The sequence below is a fragment of the Bacillus sp. FSL R7-0672 genome, from assembly GCF_038601465.1.
GTDB classification, from domain to species: Bacteria; Bacillota; Bacilli; order Bacillales; family Bacillaceae; genus Bacillus; species Bacillus pumilus.
In genome coordinates this window covers 1,687,584-1,706,505 of sequence record NZ_CP152010.1, presented here as the reverse complement: position 1 = coordinate 1,706,505, position 18,922 = coordinate 1,687,584, and the positions used below count along the sequence as shown (strand labels likewise).

The 18,922-nt window shown below is 40.4% G+C and carries 15 protein-coding genes; 4 read left to right on the top strand and 11 right to left on the bottom strand.

What is annotated here, in order from left to right; all coding sequences use genetic code 11:
• The first annotated feature begins 517 nt into the window (after positions 1–517).
• Together MKY18_RS08380 and MKY18_RS08375 are read left to right on the top strand one after the other, a co-directional pair.
• Entirely contained in the window at positions 518–1,843 is a 1,326-nt protein-coding gene (locus MKY18_RS08380) for a S8 family peptidase (protein WP_106067500.1), read from the top strand.
• 120 nt (positions 1,844–1,963) lie between these two features.
• Positions 1,964–3,114 (top strand): IS3 family transposase gene (locus MKY18_RS08375; protein WP_185108217.1). Its coding sequence is split into 2 segments (ribosomal slippage): positions 1,964–2,237 and positions 2,237–3,114, totalling 1,152 coding nucleotides; the frame shifts between segments, so codons are not numbered across the junction.
• A 110-nt stretch (positions 3,115–3,224) separates the two neighbouring features.
• Here MKY18_RS08375 and MKY18_RS08370 read toward each other — a convergent pair.
• The 3 genes from MKY18_RS08370 to MKY18_RS08360 form a co-directional block, all read right to left on the bottom strand.
• Positions 3,225–4,373 (bottom strand): Rap family tetratricopeptide repeat protein, encoded by a 1,149-nt coding sequence (locus MKY18_RS08370; protein ID WP_106067499.1) that lies wholly within the window; start codon positions 4,371–4,373, stop codon positions 3,225–3,227.
• 165 nt (positions 4,374–4,538) lie between these two features.
• Positions 4,539–5,288: a poly-gamma-glutamate hydrolase family protein gene (locus MKY18_RS08365; protein WP_106067498.1), complete on the bottom strand. Its 750-nt coding sequence runs from the start codon at positions 5,286–5,288 to the stop codon at positions 4,539–4,541.
• A 313-nt stretch (positions 5,289–5,601) separates the two neighbouring features.
• Positions 5,602–6,075 carry a CarD family transcriptional regulator gene (locus MKY18_RS08360; RefSeq protein ID WP_044141851.1) on the bottom strand — a complete coding sequence of 158 codons (474 nt, stop codon included), beginning with the start codon at positions 6,073–6,075 and terminating at the stop codon, positions 5,602–5,604.
• Positions 6,076–6,641: 566 nt separating this feature from the next.
• Between MKY18_RS08360 and MKY18_RS08355 the strand changes: the two genes are divergently transcribed.
• Positions 6,642–7,037 carry a hypothetical protein gene (locus tag MKY18_RS08355; protein WP_106028924.1) on the top strand — a complete coding sequence of 132 codons (396 nt, stop codon included), beginning with the start codon at positions 6,642–6,644 and terminating at the stop codon, positions 7,035–7,037.
• A 125-nt stretch (positions 7,038–7,162) separates the two neighbouring features.
• Positions 7,163–7,696, top strand: a complete 534-nt coding sequence (gene bslA / locus MKY18_RS08350; RefSeq protein ID WP_044141854.1) for a biofilm surface layer hydrophobin BslA — start codon at positions 7,163–7,165, stop codon at positions 7,694–7,696.
• 176 nt (positions 7,697–7,872) lie between these two features.
• Here the strand turns inward: bslA and mutL are convergent, their stop codons facing one another.
• The 8 genes from mutL to tdh form a co-directional block, all read right to left on the bottom strand.
• Positions 7,873–9,768: a DNA mismatch repair endonuclease MutL gene (gene mutL / locus MKY18_RS08345; protein ID WP_265208358.1), complete on the bottom strand. Its 1,896-nt coding sequence runs from the start codon at positions 9,766–9,768 to the stop codon at positions 7,873–7,875.
• A gap of 5 nt (positions 9,769–9,773) precedes the next feature.
• Positions 9,774–12,365: a DNA mismatch repair protein MutS gene (gene mutS / locus MKY18_RS08340; RefSeq protein ID WP_106067494.1), complete on the bottom strand. Its 2,592-nt coding sequence runs from the start codon at positions 12,363–12,365 to the stop codon at positions 9,774–9,776.
• A 124-nt stretch (positions 12,366–12,489) separates the two neighbouring features.
• On the bottom strand, positions 12,490–13,035 hold the full coding sequence (gene cotE, locus MKY18_RS08335) for an outer spore coat protein CotE (protein WP_003212450.1): 546 nt from the start codon (positions 13,033–13,035) through the stop codon (positions 12,490–12,492).
• A 265-nt stretch (positions 13,036–13,300) separates the two neighbouring features.
• Positions 13,301–13,735 carry a RicAFT regulatory complex protein RicA family protein gene (locus MKY18_RS08330; protein ID WP_065097314.1) on the bottom strand — a complete coding sequence of 145 codons (435 nt, stop codon included), beginning with the start codon at positions 13,733–13,735 and terminating at the stop codon, positions 13,301–13,303.
• Position 13,736: 1 nt separating this feature from the next.
• Positions 13,737–15,263, bottom strand: a complete 1,527-nt coding sequence (gene miaB, locus MKY18_RS08325) for a tRNA (N6-isopentenyl adenosine(37)-C2)-methylthiotransferase MiaB (RefSeq protein ID WP_044141857.1) — start codon at positions 15,261–15,263, stop codon at positions 13,737–13,739.
• A gap of 90 nt (positions 15,264–15,353) precedes the next feature.
• On the bottom strand, positions 15,354–16,460 hold the full coding sequence (locus MKY18_RS08320; protein ID WP_106067493.1) for a DUF3578 domain-containing protein: 1,107 nt from the start codon (positions 16,458–16,460) through the stop codon (positions 15,354–15,356).
• A gap of 110 nt (positions 16,461–16,570) precedes the next feature.
• The gene (locus tag MKY18_RS08315) at positions 16,571–17,749 is read right to left on the bottom strand and encodes a glycine C-acetyltransferase (RefSeq protein ID WP_106067492.1); all 1,179 of its coding nucleotides are present in this window, start codon (positions 17,747–17,749) and stop codon (positions 16,571–16,573) included.
• Positions 17,749–18,813 (bottom strand): L-threonine 3-dehydrogenase, encoded by a 1,065-nt coding sequence (gene tdh / locus MKY18_RS08310; protein ID WP_342497806.1) that lies wholly within the window; start codon positions 18,811–18,813, stop codon positions 17,749–17,751. The genes MKY18_RS08315 and tdh overlap by 1 nt, the downstream gene beginning before the upstream one ends.
• Between the last annotated feature and the right edge of the window lie 109 nt (positions 18,814–18,922).

The following is an 18,922-nucleotide window of genomic DNA, read 5'->3' as shown; positions in this document are numbered from 1 at the left end:
TTTTTCCACTTTTTCTCTTCAAATTTGATCATAACACTCTAGATCATGAGATTCCTCAAAAATAAGATAATTGCATTTATATACACAGAAACGCCTCTCGTCTTTGAAAACAGAGTTAGAATAGTATGACAGACAAATGAAGTTATGTTTAAAATGACCTAGTTCTATCCAGTCTGTTTTCTTTAATTCGGCTACTTTTTATATGGATTTGATTTTTCCCCTCTGTGACAAGTCACATTTGTATGAGCATTGACCCTGTCTAACCCCTCCTTTTTTTCTGCAAAATCGTTTGTTTCACCGGTTCTCTAAGAAGAACTCTCCCACCTATCATCGGCTGATTCTACATGTTTTCCACCTTTTTCTATTATTTTACAAAATGTAAGCGCTTTTCTTTTTCATCAGAAATGAGTAAGCCGCCAATATGAAGAAAAGAAGGGACAAGAATCCGAACAAAGCAGCTCTCATTCTCATAACGTAAGAGTGTACAAGAATGGATAGCTAGAATGGAGGGCATCACATGTTTGGATTTTCGATGGTACAAATGGTCAGGACACATGCTAGTAAACTGGATCAGCCTTTAAGAGAGGCCGTCCTTCACCTTTATAAACCTTTTAAATGGACGCCATGCTTTCTTCATCGTTTCTTTGAAGGAAGATTAAAGAAGAGAAAGAAACTTCGTGTGATTATTGAATTTAAGGAAGACGCGGTCGAAGCAGGAATTCAAAGCACAAAACAGCTCATGAAAAAAAGTAGAAAAACAAATATCAAACGGCACTTTTCACATATCGACTGCTGCGCTGCAGACCTAACACCGGCTGCTTTAGAGGAGCTGTTAGCAAATGGTGAGCATATTCGTAAAATTTATTTAGACCGGAAAGTTCATGCACTTCTGGATGTTGCCACACAAGCAAGTCACGCGGATGAAGTCATCCGAAACGGTACAGCCTTAACTGGGGAAGGCATTACGGTCGCTGTCATTGACACAGGAATTTATCCACATGAAGATTTAGAAGGAAGGATTCGCGATTTTGTGGACTTAGTCAAGCAAAAAACAAAGCCTTATGATGATAACGGGCATGGCACTCACTGCGCTGGAGATGTAGCTGGAGACGGAGCGGCCTCAGATGGCTTGTACAAAGGACCTGCTCCAAAAGCTCATTTAATTGGCGTAAAAGTGTTAAATAAACAAGGGGCTGGATCGCTTTCTACTATTATAGAAGGGGTTGAATGGTGCATTCAGTTCAATGAAGATCACCCTGATGATCCGATTCATATTATGAGTATGTCACTAGGCGGAGATGCTCAGCGTTATGATGACGAACAGGACGATCCGATGGTGCGTGCTGTCAATGCTGCTTGGGATCAAGGCATTGTAGTATGCGTCGCAGCCGGAAACTCTGGTCCTAACAGCCAAACGATTGCGAGCCCTGCCGTCAGTCAAAAAGTGATTACGGTTGGCGCTTTTGATGACCGGAATACACCAGAATCAAACGATGATATCGTGGCACCATTTTCAAGCAGAGGTCCTACTGTTTACGGTGAGACAAAGCCTGATATCCTTGCACCAGGAGTAAACATCGTCTCTCTCAGATCACCAAGATCCTTTCTAGATAAACTCGACAAATCAAGTAGAGTCGATGATGATTACACGACGTTATCTGGCACATCTATGGCAACACCGATTTGCGCTGGTATTTGTGCTCTTCTATTAGAGCATTCACCAGATTTAACGCCCGATGAGGTCAAAACCCTGTTAAAAGAAAATACAAGCAAGTGGCCTGAGGATGACCCGATGATTTACGGAGCTGGTGCCATTGACGCAGAAAAAGCCATCAAAGAATAAATAAAAAAAGCCCTTTACGTTGATTGGAACTGACCCCATAAGATGAGACAAATAAAAAACACCTTCAAGTTTGAAAATGGATCGTTGTGATCCGAAATAAAACATGGAGGTGTTTTTTCTATGGGGACAAGAGTGAGTTATCCGGTTGAAGTCAAACAGAAGGCTGTAGAAATGAGATTGGCAGGCGTACCTATGAAAGAGATCATGCAGAAATTGAATATCAAGAATAAGACGCAGGTTCAGACATGGGTGAGGTGGCATAAGGCTGGGGATACACACCGGTTCGAACAGCCTGTTGGAAAACAATATACCTATGGAAAGGGTCCCGAGTACTCTTCCGAATTAGAGAGACTGCAGGCAGAAAATCGCTATTTGAGTCAACAGAATGAAGTTTTAAAAAAGTACAACGAATTGGAAAGGAAGTTGATAAGGAAACGTCAATCAAACTGGTAGAAGAATTGTGCAAAACGATGACGGTACAGGACATCTGTGTCCATTTAGGCATCTTACGTACTTCGTATTATAGATGGAAAAAGGATCTGACTCAGAATCATTCTAAAAGACAACTAGAGAAACAGGTCGGCACGTTGTGCCGAAAGCACAAATATCGATATGGTTATCGAAAAATCACAGCTATACTAAAAAGGAGAATGCGTATTAACCATAAAACTGTTCAACGCATCATGCAGAAAAACCAGTGGCAATGCCGGGTTAAAATGAAAAAGCGTAAGAAGAATGGGCAGCCCTATGCCGTGGCCAGTAATATACTGGATCGGAACTTTCAGTCTGATCGCCCTCTTGAAAAACTAGTAACGGACATCACGTATTTGCCTTATGGACAGAAACAATTGTACCTTTCCAGTATATTGGATTTATATAATGGAGAAGTGATTGCTTTTACGATTGGTGATAAGCAGGACACAGACTTTATCTTAAACACACTTAATCAGCTCCCAGCACTGCCTGAGAATTGCGTGTTACATAGCGATCAAGGTTCTGTGTATACATCTTACGAGTATCAGAAAGCTGTTCATATAAAAGGCATTACCATGAGCATGTCCCGTAAAGGGACGCCCGCTGATAATGCCTCCATCGAATCGTTTCATTCCTCACTAAAGTCTGAAACGTTCTATCTTAACAGGATTGACCGCACTACGACCAGCATCGTAGAACGCACTGTCAAAGAATACATTTATTATTATAACAACATCCGTATTCAAACGAAACTAAACAACCAATCACCGATAAACTATCGGCAATTGGCTGTATAAAGGTGTTTTGATCCCTGTCTCAAAAACGGGGGTCAGTCCCATTCGTAAAGGGTGTTGTTTTTGTCTGTTATTACGTGTGAAGTCTTTCATCTACTTGATCAGCTGACATGTTATGCTTCGTTCTCATACATCTCATCTCCTTTTTGAATGTGCGTACGCGCTTCGATCACAATCTCAAAAAAAGTGGAGGATTCCTTGTACATGTCGCGTTCCTTATAATAATTAGCCGCATCAAGTGCTAATTCCTCTAAATCAGCAAACATTTTTTTGCTTCGCAGTCCAAATAGTGTCGATCTTAATTGCTCACAGCTGTCTTTTTCTATATAAAGCGCCTGTAAAAATTGGAATTTCAACTGATAAATTTCATCTTCCAATAAACAAGCCTCGTTCATTCCTTTACGTATAGCCTCACCCGCTCGCTCGATATCTCCGAGTTTAAACCAGGTAAGAGCAAGTGAAAATAATGATTTGATCATCGTGGATGCTTGATCTTTTTGATAAAGGGAAATGGCTTGTTCAAAAAAGACTGTCGCTGTATGGTACGTTCCCATACTATAATGACAAGCTCCTAAGTTATTAAGAGCCATTGCTTTAAAATAAGATGTGCACTTTTTCCGCTCCATCGCTTCACAGACCTTTAACGTTTTTTCTAAGTAAGGAAGCGCTTTTTGGTGCTGACTCACATCAATCCAATTACCTGCCATGACAAAATCACATTGAATGCTTCTTTTTCCATAAAGCTGATGTTTCTTATAAATGTCTCTCGCCTTTTTAGCATAATGCATGGAGAAATAAGTTTGTTTCATATGATAGTATACTTCAGCGATTTTATAGTAAAATTCCGCTTTTTCAATCTCATCTGTCACTAAGATCAGTTGATGTTCCGCATGCTTGTAATAGGAAATGGCCTCGATGTACCGGCGCTGGATAAACGCATACATTCCATGAAAAAAATGAAAGTAATAGCCAAGTAAGCCTGTCATCTCATCTTCTCCATCTTCCATTTCTTTCGGAAAAGACACGGCTTGAAGTGTTTCACTCGCTGCATGGACTGGCGTTAAATGCTGAAGCATCAGTTGATGGCGAAAATCCATTAGAGAATAATATAGAAGTAAATCTTGATCTTCTTCCATCTCATGAATTTCTTCTTCAACAAGGCGCTTCATATCGTTTGCTTGTTCGACTTCAAATTTGCAAATATGCGTGTACCATTGATTGATCTTTACACCTACTTCGGAAGATGGTATTTTATGTGCCATCCACTTCAGCCCCATTCTATCATATCAAACTGATAACTATTATTTTACATAATTTATGATTTCAAGGCAAATTGTAATTTATTGCATAATTTATGTTCATTTCGCATATTTCTATCTTTTTTACCAAGTTTAAATAGAGTACTTTTGCCCATCAAAACGATTTTTCTATGAAGATGGGTCAAATTCTCTTAATACTTCTTTTAAAGCACGGATATAACGTCTGAATGCTTTTTTCTTTCCTTTTCTCGTATCAAAATGGTCGAAAAAGGCCTCTCTCTGTGCCGTACTAATTTCTAGCTGAACGCTTTCACCACTTGCATTTCGATTATTAATGTTTTTAGGGTCTGTTCCTGAAAGCCGTTCGCCTTCTTGCACCATTTCTGCAGAAAATCCTCGATCTTTTAATTCTCGTACAACTGCTCTTTGCATTTTTTCATTTGTACCGCCAACTAGCGTGTGCCTTTTATCACTTTTGTAGCCGTGGATGGACATGGAGAAGGGGTACGTTTTAATCATTTGAACCAATATCGGTTCATCAAACTTGGTGCTTGTAATATGCAAATCACGATTATTCTCTTGTTTCGTTCCTTCAAACAAATACGTAGAGTACCTTTCTTGAAATGCTTCTACAATTTCACTTGTTCCTGGTTCAATTTCCCCTCCATGAGGAGAAAAGACGAGTAAATCACTTCCGCCCTTTTCGTGAAATTCTATTTCATAGCCTTCTTTTTCATGCCTGATAAGCTGTTTAAAGCTTTCATATTGATCCCCATTTTTTCGCTCTTTTTGATACTTTTCTATCTCTTCTTGATGTTGCTTTTGCTCTTTTTTTTCTTGAACAGAATGGCCGCATTTCACCATTAAAAGAGCACATAGGATCAGAAAGATGAATCCACATATCAGTAGCCTTTTCATTTCACCGCTCCTTTTCATTCTCTAAGGTGTCATCTTATCGCATTATTTTACTATCAATGGCTAACAGAATTCAAAGGTTGTCCGGCTCTTTTAAACGAATCAGGAGAACTTACCTGTTTTTTTATGCCTCTCTAGGTATTTCTGACTTCTTTGAATCATTCGCTGCTTGAATAAAAACTGCATCGTATGACCTCATTTTAACTTTAGTTAAAATCACCTACAAAAATAGACATATTCTTCTGATTTCAAACAAAAAAAGCCGTAAACAAAAGGGATACCCTTCTGTTTACAGCCAATTATTGTATATCCATCATTAAACTCTTAGTTCATTCTCTAAAGCTGAAAGGACTTCATCTTGTGAAAGCCCTTGTGCAAGAGAAATTTCACTCACTAACATGCCTCGAGCATCTTCAAGCATCTTCTTTTCACTTGAATTTAATGCTTTCTTCTGATTTCGTCTCATCAGATCTTTGACAACGTCTGCACCATCTTCGATCGCACCTGTTTTTAGCTTTTTCATATTTTCATCATATCTTTGCTTCCAAGTAAGCGTGTCGTCGTTTGTTTCTTCTGCAAAATTGTTCATCACAACTTTCAGCGTTGCTTGATCTGCTACCTGACGTATACCTAGTTGATTGATTCTGCCTCTTGGGATCATCATCTGCATATTCGGCATTTGAATCAGAAAATATTCTTCCGTCTTACCTAAAATCTCTTTTTCTTCCATTCCTTCAATCACACCGGCACCATGCATAGGATAAACAATTTTATCACCTATTTGAAACAAATCCGCCACCTCCGAAAGTATTCACAATTTGATTATACCACATTTCATCGGCGAATAAAAATTTATATTTTATCATGTTATTTTAGCACTAGTCAATTCTTTTCATTTAAATTTTTCAGAAAAGCCTTTTTTACAAAAGATGCGCCACCATCCAGTCCCCTTGTCTTATTCGTGCATATACTAGCATTGAGTCACATTTAGGAGGGATGACAATGTGCAAATGCAAGTGCAAACATTCCCACTCAAACTGTTATAAAAAGCATGACGATCATTGCCATGAGGACCCATGTAAAGAAAAAAAGTTTCATCATAAAAAAGATGATTGGTTTGAGAGCGATTTCTGGGATACTTCTAGAAGCTACGATCCCTATTATTACCCTAAAAGTGTCTGCAGCAGTTGTAAGAAGCGTCGTAGAAGAAGACATGGCTTCTCATATTAGCACCTGACGCTTTCACCTGCTTTTTGTTTTCCCGGCTGAAAAGCCGGTTTTTTTCATATGGATAGGCTCATGAAACGGATCATGCTCATAGGATATGGCAACCTGACATAAAGGATGAGATATCAAATGAACAATATGAATAGCCAAATGAATCATCATCACGAAGGAAATCCGTACCATACGTTTGAGAATGTGTATACAGCCAATCATGAGCATGTGGTCGCGCCAAACATGCATGATCATATGAATATGCCAAACCATTATCATGGTAAAAAAGATAAGTACAGCGGACATTATCCGCATCATCATTCAGCCTATCCGCCTTTTCCAAATCAGCATGACCCCTTTTCGCATGTTCCAATGAAGGATCACCATTATCATGGCCACTATGGTGGATATGGAATGATGCCATATCATCCATACGGATATCAAGATATGCAAATGATGATGCCGAATCAACAAATGCCAGGCTTTGGGTACGGAATGAACCAACCAAATGCGCATTTTCCCCGTTATTACTAAACAAAATGACAAAATAAGGGTATAATATACCATTTAATACCACATAGGGATATGGTAACATTATAGGTAAATAATGGATTAAATCATCTATTATTTACCTATAATCAACAAGGGGGAATGAAGAAATGAAAAAAACATGGACAATGATCATGATGGGGATGCTGACACTGGTCATGGCATTATCGGTACCGATTGCCGCATCCGCTGAAGGAGCCACAGAGGAAGGCAAAGCATCAACAAATGCCAGACCAGCAGAACTTTATGCGAAAATTACAGGTACAAGTAAGCAGGAATGGTCTTTTTCTGACATTGAGTTAACATACCGCCCAAATTCTGTGTTAAGTATCGGTGCCATTGAGTTCACATTACCTGCAGGCTTTCAAGCGACAACAAAAGACATCTTCAACGGAAAAGCATTAAAAGATAGCTACATTTTGAACAGTGGAAAAACTGTTCGCATTCCAGCTAGAATCGATTTATTAGGAATCTCACAATATAAATTACAACTTTCACATAAAGTACTTCCTGCTGCAGGTACATACACGTTCCGCGCAGAAAACCGTGCGCTTAGCATTGGTTCTAAATTTTATGCAGAGGATACCCTTGATATTCAAACACGACCAGTTGTGGTCACACCGCCAGATCCGTGTGGATGCTAAATAAAAAAGCGCTCTAATAAGAGCGCTTCAGCGTGTAGACAAACCCTCGCATTCGGTGTCAGGTCTGCGCTCCGGTACTCGTCTTTCCTAGGGCTGCAAAGGCTTTCTATCACGCTGAAAAGAAGACAAAGGGCTAAAATGATTTTTATTTTAGCCCTTTGTCTTCTTTTATTTGATCACATGACCCGCTTAAACATTTTCTCCATTTCATATGTCGAGTGATGAATGATAATCGGCCGGCCGTGCGGACAAGTGAAAGGATCCTTTGTCTGCCTGAGTTCATCTAATAGTGCTTTGATTTCATCATTTCGCAAATGACGATTTGCTTTGATAGAGCCTTTGCAGCTCATCATGATTGCCGCTTCTTCTCTTAATTTTTTGATATCTACACGTTTCTCATCCAGCACTTGCTCTATAATCTCTTCGATCAGTTCAGCCTCTTCCCCTTTTGGAAACCACTGCGGATGCGACCGAACAATGTAGCTTCCTGAACCGAAAGGCTCTAAGAAGACACCCACTTTCGTTAGTATCTCTTTATGCTCTTCAATAATCAGCATATCATTTTTCGAGTAGTGGAATGTTAATGGAACGAGCATTTCTTGCACTTCCTGTTTGATCTCTCCTACTTTCTCACGATAATACTCATACTTGATTCGCTCCTGGGCCGCATGCTGATCGATAATATAAAGCCCACGTTCATTTTGAGCCAAAATATATGTGCCGTGCATTTGCCCGATGGGATACATGACGGGAACACGTTCGTTTTCTGAAATGGTTTCTGCAGCATCTTCTCTCAGTTCTGACTCTTCATATTCAAGAGAAGCGGCGGATTCCTCTACATGAACACGCTCAGATGGAGCATCTTCATTAAATACGGGTGATGATGCACCTGTCATTTCCTGCGTAGGCGTCCCGTATGTGCTCATCTGATTCGTCTCGTATACAACCGATTCGAAAGGCTCCGGCTGATAGGATGTTTTCGCCTCGTTTGTGTTTCCTTTTTTCGCATCAAAGGTTAAGGATTGCTGCTCATTTTTGATCGCTGGCATTGGTGCTTTCTTTGGCACCGAAGCACTTGGAATGAGCTGTTGCTTTTGAAATACTTCCTTAATTCCTTGTTTGATTAGCTCATGAAGTTCCTGCTCTTTACTAAGTCTCACTTCAAGCTTCGAAGGATGAACGTTCACATCCACTAAAATGGGGTCCATCTTCATCTCAATAAATGTAATCGGGTGGCGGCCAATCGGTAGCAGCGTGTGATACCCTTCATGGACCGCTTTCACGAGAGGAAAATGTTTGACATATCTGCCGTTTACAACAGAAGACATATAATTCCGTGATGCCCTTGTCACTTCTGGCAAGGAGATATATCCTTTCACTTCAAAATCAAGTGATTGCACATGAAGTGGCACCATTTTTTTCGCAACAGCTGTCCCGTAAATGGCCGCAAGCACATGCCGCACATCCCCGTTTCCATTCGTCTGAAGCAGGACTTTTCCTTGGTGACGCAAGCGAATCGATACTTCTGGGTGAGCCAGCGCAATTCGATTGACGACATCTGATATATTGCCAAGCTCCGTATGAACGGTTTTCATGTATTTTAGGCGGGCCGGTGTATTGTAAAATAAGTTGGTAACGACGATCTCGGTACCGCGGCGACTAGAGGTTTTTTTCTCTGAAATGATCTTTCCGCCTTGCAGCACCAGGTGCGTTCCAGCTCCTTCACCAGTACTTGTTTTCATTTCTAGATGAGAGACAGATGCGATACTTGGCAGCGCCTCTCCCCTGAATCCGAGCGTTCTGACACGGAACAGGTCATTCTCATCTTTGATTTTACTCGTTGCATGGCGCTGAAAGGCGAGCTTACAATCTTCAGCATCGATTCCAACACCATTATCAATCATTCTAATAGAGGAAAGACCTGCTTCTTCTACATCGATTTCAATCACTGTACTACTTGCATCGATTGCATTTTCCATAAGCTCTTTTACGACAGAAGCTGGACGCTCGACTACTTCACCTGCAGCAATTTTATTGGATAGGTCATCGGATAACTGAATAATCTTTGCCATTTTGCTCACCTCACCTTACATGATAATTTCTTTTGCAATTCATATAGCTTAGTCATCGCTTCGAGCGGAGTCATATCCATTAGATTGAATGACTTTAATTCCTCGATCACCGCTTGATCTTTCTGTTTTAGAACTGGTTTGGTTTGCGGTTTTTCTTCTACTTCAAAGAAAGAAAGCTGCTGCTTTTCCTCAGCCTTTTCTGTTTTTGGAGCTGCAGATACGTGCGGGGTCACTTCATGTGATCCGCTCTCAAGCTCCGTCAAAATGGTCTGGGCCCTATCGATGATCGCATCAGGCAATTCAGCAAGCTGCGCTACATGAATACCATAGCTTTTATCAGCTGCACCCTCTTTGATTTGATGTAAGAAAACGACCGTGCCTTCATGCTCTTCAGCACGTACATGAACATTTTTCAGCTCGCTTAATTGAGATTCAAGAACTGTCAGCTCGTGATAATGTGTGGAAAAAAGCGTTTTGGCACCAATATGATCGTGAACAAATTCAATGATCGCCTGTGCAAGAGCCATTCCATCATAGGTGCTTGTCCCGCGTCCAATTTCATCAAATAAAATCAAGCTGTTTTTCGTTGCATGCACCATTGCATTTTTTGCTTCGAGCATCTCTACCATAAAAGTACTCTGACCAGAAATCAAATCATCTGCCGCCCCAATGCGTGTAAAGATTTGGTCAAAGATCGGAAGAGTTGCCTTCGATGCCGGCACAAAGCAGCCAATTTGCGCAAGAATGGAGATAAGCGCCATTTGTCTCATATACGTACTTTTCCCTGACATATTTGGTCCAGTAATGAGTAAGGTTTGCCGGCCATTTCCCATATGGCAGTCATTCGGTACATACTCCTGGTGATCCATCACTTTTTCAACGACTGGGTGACGACCATCTATGACATCCACCTCATCCTCTGAGAATTCAGGACGGATATAACGGCGTTTTTCACTGACAGTCGCAAAGCATTGAAGCGCATCCAGCTCACTCATTTGTTTTGCAAGCAGCTGTAATCTCGGAATATAGACTTTCACTTGTTCTCTGAGAGCTGTAAATAGTTCATATTCCAATTCGTTAATATTTGATTCTGCTTCAAGTATCAGTGCTTCTTTTTCTTTTAATTCAGGTGTGATATACCGCTCTGCATTGGCAAGCGTTTGTTTTCTTTCATAACGGCCTTCCTCCAGCAGATGTGTATTTGCGCGTGTCACTTCGATATAATAACCAAACACTTTATTAAACCCGACTTTTAAGGAGCGAATGCCGGTATATTCCCTTTCCTGCTGTTCAAGACGTGCAATCCAGTCCTTTCCGTTTCGGCTGGCATCACGGTATTCATCTAATTTTGCATTGTAGCCATCTTTAATCAAATTGCCTTCTTTTATCGTCATCGGCGGATTTTCATAAAGTGCATCTTCTAATAAATTAAGCAAGTCGCCACAAGGATCAATCTCATTCGCTCTTGATTTTGCCATTTCCTCTGGCAGTGAGTGCACAAGCTCTTTAATGGCTGGTACTTGTTTTAAGGATTCCTTTAACTGAATGAGATCACGGGCATTTACGTTGCCAAATGCGACACGGCCCGCTAAACGTTCGAGATCATATACTTGCTTTAACCGTTCACGCAGATCCTCTCGTTCAAAGAGATGGTCCATGAGAATTTGCACCATTTCCTGGCGTTCTTTAATGTGCGAAAGCCGAATTAACGGCCGGTCGATCCATTGCTTGAGCAGCCTTCCACCCATCGCTGTTTTTGTTTCATCTAACAGCCATAACAAAGAGCCCTTCTTGCTTTTTGAGCGGATCGTCTCTGTTAATTCAAGATTTCGTTTTGAGTAAAGATCAATTTTCATTGTTTGTTCGAGCTCAAACACTTGAACTTGCTGAAGGTGATCGAGACTTCTTTTTTGCGTTCTTCTTAAATAAGCATATAATGTCAAAAAGGCCGATCTAAGTTGCTCGCTCAGGCGGGACACGAGCCGCTCAGCTTCATCGATCAATTCATCACTATCTTCGTATGAAATGGTCGCTTGGCACCGATCCTTTAAGGTCTTGACTGTTTCCTCATCCAGCTGCTTTGACACCACAATTTCTTTTGCACCGACAGAATAAATTTCAGACACGACTTCATCTAATCGATCAATGAAAGCCGCCATGTTTTCACCAGTAGATAAATCGGAAAGTGCAAGTCCATATCCACTTTCAAATTTTGTCACAGAGGCAATGAAGTTGTTTTCATTTTCACTTAAGCCTTTACCATCCATCACCGTACCTGGTGTAATGAGTTGAACGACTTCTCTTTTGACCACACCTTTTGCCGTTTTAGGATCTTCCACCTGCTCACAAATCGCGACCTTGTAGCCTTTTGAAATCAATTGTTCTATGTATGCAGAAGCAGAATGATAAGGAACACCGCACATTGGTATGGTCCCGCCATCTCTGCTTGTTAGCGTGATTTCTAATTCTTGTGACGCTTCTTTTGCGTCATCAAAAAACATTTCATAAAAATCGCCTAAGCGAAAAAATAAAAAGGCATCTTGATACTCTGCCTTGATTTTTAAATATTGCTGTATCATGGGCGTATAACTTGCCATATTTCTAATCCCTCACTATATTACATTCGAATTCATACCATCTTTCATTATAGCATAAAAAATCACCTTTTTTCTCCTAGATAGGACACAAAAAAACTAGGGGGATATGCGCCCTAGTCATCAATTACTCTTCTGGATCACCCGCTAGGAATTCTGGATGAATATCCTCTAACTCCTCATCCACCTCTTCTTCCCACTCATGATCATCTTTTTCTTTCCAGCTTGAATTGACCTCTACAACAATTTTTGTTTCTCCTACCACTTCAGCAATGAACTCCCGCTCTGCTTGAACGATAATTTTATTGCCGTTTGGAGAAATGGTCACTTCTAAGCAATTCGGCTGCTGCAGCACTTTTGCAATCACTTCGTGCTCATCATCAAGGAAATTTTTATCTTTATATCTCAGTTTGATGATGTCTACATATTTCACCCGTTCTGTGACGACTTCTGTTTTTGTGTTATCAGCGTAAGAATACCATACGTTAATATCAAAGGTTCCTTCAATCTCAACAGTTTTACCGACCTTTTCAGCATCATACTTATGATTAATGATCCAACCACCTAGGATGCTGGTTGGTTTTTGCGATGGAGAAATGGTGTGTGTGCTTTGGGTGAATTTCCTCCCTTTTGCAACCACCGCTTTTGTAATAATTTCTCTGTATTCAGACATTCCGGCATGCCTCCTTGTTCTTGATCGTTTTATCTTATGCTGGGCATTCGTCTAGTGTGTCACGATTTTGAACTTCATGTTCAATTAAATTCATTTCTGTTTCAGTGTATGCATGGTCGCCCATAAACTTGCCTTGAAAATTGGAAAAGTTGGAGAGTGAGAGATTTTGGGGTGACGAAGCAAGAAGTAGAATGGGAAGTGAGATTTTTGTTCTTTCAAAAAATGATGATAGCAAAACAAAAAACCCCGCATCTGCGGGGTTTTCTCATTTAATGGAGCAACTTGGTGATGAGTTTTTGACTTTTGAACCGGTTTCTCCTAATAAGAGGTCACCGCCGGTTGAAAGAATAATTTCATCTGTTACTTGATTAGAAATCGTATGCGCTACGAGCTGAAGCAGGGAATTGACTACCACTTGTGATTCTTTGAATTCTTGAATCACTGGGATTTCATCCAGTTCTTCTTGCAGGGCATCGATTTTTTCTTCCACTTGCTTTAAGGCTTCATGTTTGCCGTAATGCTTTAAATTCACAGCTTGTTTTTGAAGCGCCTTAATTTGATTAATAATCGTTGAAATTTTTGTATTTTCATTGATTTGCGCTTCTGCTTTCTTGAAGAAATCAACTTCTTCTGTTTCAGAAATCATTTTAGCGAGCTCTCTTGCGCGCTCGACAATCTCTTTTTTTGAATAAAGCGTCATTTTAATTCACCTCGATAGCTTCTCCAACCATTTCTCCGTCAAGAGACCAAGTTTTGGCTTGTGTTATTTTCACTTTGACGATGTTGCCAATCGCTTCTTTTGGTGCTTTAAAATTCACAAGCTTGCTTTTACTTGTATATCCGGCTAGGATTTCAGGGTTGTTTTTACTTTCACCCTCTACTAATACTTCGACAGTCTGCCCTTCATATTCCTTCATTTTTTTCGCAGAAATTTCATTCACGAGGGCATTCAGGCGCTGCAGACGTTCTTTTTTCACATGCATTGGCACGTTGTCTTGCATTTTCGCTGCTGGTGTTCCTTCTCTTGGAGAGTAAATGAACGTATAAGCAGCATCAAACTCAACCTCGCGATAGAGGGAAAGTGTTTCTTCAAATTGCTCATCTGTCTCATTTGGGAACCCAACAATAATATCCGTTGTTAATGAAGCATTTGGCATCGCTTCTTTGATTTTGCGTACAAGTTCAAGGTAACGTTCACGGTCATATTTTCTCGCCATAAGCTTCAAGACAGAAGAACTGCCTGATTGAACTGGCAAATGAATATGATCGAGAAGGTTCCCACCCTTAGCAAGCACTTCAATTAAGTGATCGTCAAAGTCACGTGGGTGGCTTGTTGTAAAACGGATACGCGGAATATCGATTTTACGCAGCTCATCCATCAAGTGTCCAAGACCATATTCCATGTCTTCAAAATCTTTTCCATACGCATTCACGTTTTGACCAAGAAGGGTAATTTCCTTATATCCTTCTGCCGCTAAACGTCTAACCTCTTGAATAATTTCGTCAGGGCGGCGGCTTCTTTCTTTACCGCGCGTGTAAGGGACGATACAGTATGTACAGAATTTATCACAACCGTACATAATATTCACCCAGCCCTTAATTTTTCCTTGGCGGGCTCTCGGAAGGTTTTCAATGACATCGCCTTCTTTTGACCAAACCTCAATGACCATTTCTTTTGAAAGATAGCATTCAGATAGCAGCTCTGGCAGGCGGTGAATGTTGTGTGTACCGAAAATCAAATCAACAAATGGATGTTTCTTCAAAATTCGGTTGACGACAGATTCCTCTTGCGACATACATCCGCAAACACCTAAAATTAAATCTGGCTTTTCACGCTTTAATGCTTTTAAATGACCAAGCTCTCCGAACACTTTGTTTTCCGCATTCTCACGAATTGCACAAGTGTTTAATAAGATGACATTTGCATCTTCCGTTGAGTTTGTCGGTTCATAACCAAGCGCCATAAAAATACCAGCCATCACTTCTGTGTCATGCTCATTCATTTGACAGCCATATGTGCGAATATAAAACTTGCGCCCGTTTCCTAACCCTTGAAAACGCTCGTCAATTTGAAATTGATTGTATTCGACTTCTTCTTTACCCCGTTTTTTTGCATCTTTTAAGGAAGGCGGAATGTACACAGCTTCAAAATACTGGCTGTAGTCCTTCTCGGATTTTTTGTCCGATGAACTTACTTGTCCGCTCGCTTTTCTCTGCTCTTCATTCATGAATTTGTACTCCTTTCAAACCAAGCTCCACCCTACAGTATAGACTATTTTGTCGTGAATTGAAAATAAATTCATACGTGCCACCACTTTTCAATCCACACGAATTTTGCATGAATATTGAGTAGGTTTCAGATGTAGATCTTCTTTACCTAAAGGGTTTTGTATTTCTTTGACAATCTTCATATGCTGTGTACCAACACTCTCAACTAAAGTAATCACATATGATTCTTTTTCCTCTTCTGCTACCATTCTTTCTTGTTCAGATAAGAAGAATGGAAAGTCTTGGTGAGTCAATTTAGATCCTTTTACTTCTATGAGCTTCTCTTTTCCATCGGGGAAATAAGATTTGATATCAAATCCATGACCATCTTCCGTCTCAGCCACCCAATTGACAGCTTCCGCTAATTGTTCCCGACCCACTGCTTTTAATTGCTCTACTTCCTTACGATAAACAAATTTCTCTGCTATTCTACCTGTCTCTTCGTTTTGCTTTGCTCTTTCTTCTCTTAATTGTTTATAAACATCTCTATGAATGATTCTTTTTCTTTTAAATTTGTTCTGATCTTCCAATTTTGGAGTAAGGTCCTGATCCAAATATACTTCGTAAACAAAATCATAAAAAAAATCATTTAAAGAATTGATATCTTGTATTAATTGGTGATGGTCAAAATGATCAATATTATACTTTTTAAAGACCAATGAGCTTGCTACATATTTTTTAGGTCTTAATGATTTACCCAAATGAAAATCACCTATATGAAAGCCCTCTAGTCTTTTATGGTGCTTTAATTCCGGCTGTAGCCTCTTCCTCCAAATGGCTGCCTCTTCCTTAATTTCAGATAAAGATAGATTTTCAGTTCCTGTTTCAATTGTTAAATAAAAATCTTCCCCGTTCTCAGCAAATAAAATAACAATAAATATTCCTTTTTGTGTCGTTGTTTTTTGGGAATTAGGATTTGTCGTTAATCTCCTGTCTAAAAGTGCAATCCAAAAACATTCTGCAACTTTTCCATTTCCTGTAGATGCTTTAATATCGATCCTATCCAAATTCCTCATATGACGTTTTTCTAATTCATAATGAATGTTGTTTGGGATTTCTTTATTAAACATGTTGTGAAAAGGGTGATTCTTATCTGTTCTCCCTTTGTTCTTATAATCTAAAAATTGCTCATAAAAATCTTCTTTATTAAATAGCATTTGTCTCACCACTTACCTCAATAGATCTTTTTACATACATTATACATAACAAACGGTAGATTTGATGAAATATGGAAAGAATAGTTCAAAAAAAGAGAGCCCGCGCTCTCTCAATCAAGTATGTTTAGTTTTTTTGCTTCTTCTTCGATGATCGTCAGTGCACGGTCTAGTTCTTCTTTTGTGTGCTCGGCTGTGATGATGGCTCTAATTCTCGCTTTTCCTTTTGCCACAGTTGGGAAGGCGATGCCTTGAGCAAACACGCCTCGTTCTATTAAAGCCTTTGAAAAGCGAAAAGTAAGGGCTTCGTCTCCAATCATGATGGGGATAATCGGTGTCTCTGTCGGTGCAACTTGAAACCCAAGACTGACGACCTTTTCTTTAAAATAGGCGGCGTTTGCCCAAAGTGTATCGATTCGCTCCGGTTCATCTAACAGCACTTCAATCGCTTCTTCACACGCTCTAGTCACAGCTGGCGGATGTGAGGTGCTGAATAAAAACGGTCTTGCTTTATGCTTTAAATAATCAATTAAAACGGCTGAACCCGCTACATAGCCGCCAAGGACTCCGACAGCCTTACTAAGTGTCCCAACCTGAATGTGCACTCTGCCGTCGAGTTTAAAATGGCTGACTGTCCCGCGGCCATTTTTACCAAGCACGCCCGAGGCATGCGCATCGTCTACCATCACAAATGCATCATATGCTTCTGCGAGCCTGACAATCTCAGGAAGTGGCGCAATATCTCCATCCATTGAGAACACACCGTCTGTGACGATGAGACGCACGCGGTAATTCATAGATTTCTTTAAAATTTTCTCAAGCTCTTCCATATTGGAATGACCGTATACTTTTTTATCTGCTTTTGTTAACCGGATGCCGTCAATGATTGAGGCATGATTCAGTTCATCTGAAATCACAATATCATCTTTTGTCAGAATACTTGATAAGACCCCTTGATTGGTCGTAAAGCCTGATTGGAACACAAGGGCTGCCTCGGTCTTTTTAAATGCAGCGAGCTTTTTTTCAAGACGTTCGTGCATCGTCATTGTGCCAGCGATGGTTCGTACAGACCCCGTACCAGCACCGAATTCATCAATGGCCTCTTTTGCCGCTTTCATCAGCCTTGGATGTGAGGTGAGGCCTAAGTAGTTATTTGAGGAGAGCTGTATGACAGATTGTTCATTTAATGTCACAGTGGATGATTGTTTTGAGTCAATCTCTTTCAATGTTTGGTGGGTGCCTTGCTGCTTCATTGTTTCCAGTTCATTTTGTAAATACGTGAATTCTTTCATCATTTCTTCCCCCTTTGGTTTGATGGCAATATCAGTACGACTTTTCCGCACGTACCATTTCTCATGAGTTCAAATCCCTTTTCGAACTGTTCAAATGGCAGCGTATGGGTGATAACTGGCTGGACATCGATGGTATTCGTTCTTAATAGCTCAGATACTTGACGCCACGTCTCAAACATTTTTCTCCCCGTGATTCCTTGCACGGTTAATCCCCTAAAAACAATTTGATTCGTAATGTCAATGGTCACTGGTCGTTCTGGCAAGCTTAGTATATTGACTTTCCCTCCATTTGCACACGCTTCGAGAGCTTGATTAATGGCAACTGGATGTCCTGACATCTCGCATACCACATCTCCCCCTTCCATCCGTGTGAACTGCTTAATCACCTCAACAGGATCATCTTTTCCAATATCCACGATATGGTCTGCCCCCATTTTCTGAGCAAGATTCAGTCTGTATTCGTTTTGATCGACAGCAAACACTTGGACAGCACCGGAAGCTTTCGCGACGGCGATCGCCATTAAACCGATTGGTCCGCAGCCAAAAATCGCCACTGACTTACCTGAAACAGGTGTGTGCAGCACTGTATGAACCGCATTTCCAAGCGGCTCTTGAATAGACGCAAGCTCTACTGGCATTTGAGCTGGATTGTGCCACACATTTTGTTCAGGTACTTTGACATATTCAGCAAAACAGCCGTCAATGTCTACCCCTAAAATTTTCGTTTCATTGCACAAGTGCTGCTGCCCAGTTAAACACATAGAGCACTGATTACATACAACATGTGTCTCTGCCGATACAAAATCCCCTACTTTTGCTCGTGAGACTTGGTTCCCCGTTTTGACAACTTCCCCTGTAAATTCATGTCCAAAAATGTAGGGCGCTTTAACTCTTCTCTTTGCCCAGTCATCCCAATTATAAATATGCACGTCTGTTCCGCATATCGATGTGGCTTTTACCTGAATCAATACTTCATGATCATTGATTTCTGGAATCGGCATCTCCATCAGCACCGCTCCGTAAGCGCTTTCTTTTTTAACAATCGCTTTCATCGTTCCACACATGACGTACAACCCCTTTGTTAAAAAACTTCTCCCAATGAGATTTTAACACGTCTTATTTTCGTCGTAAATACCATTGTCCTCTACAAAAAGACAAATGAGCACTCCACAT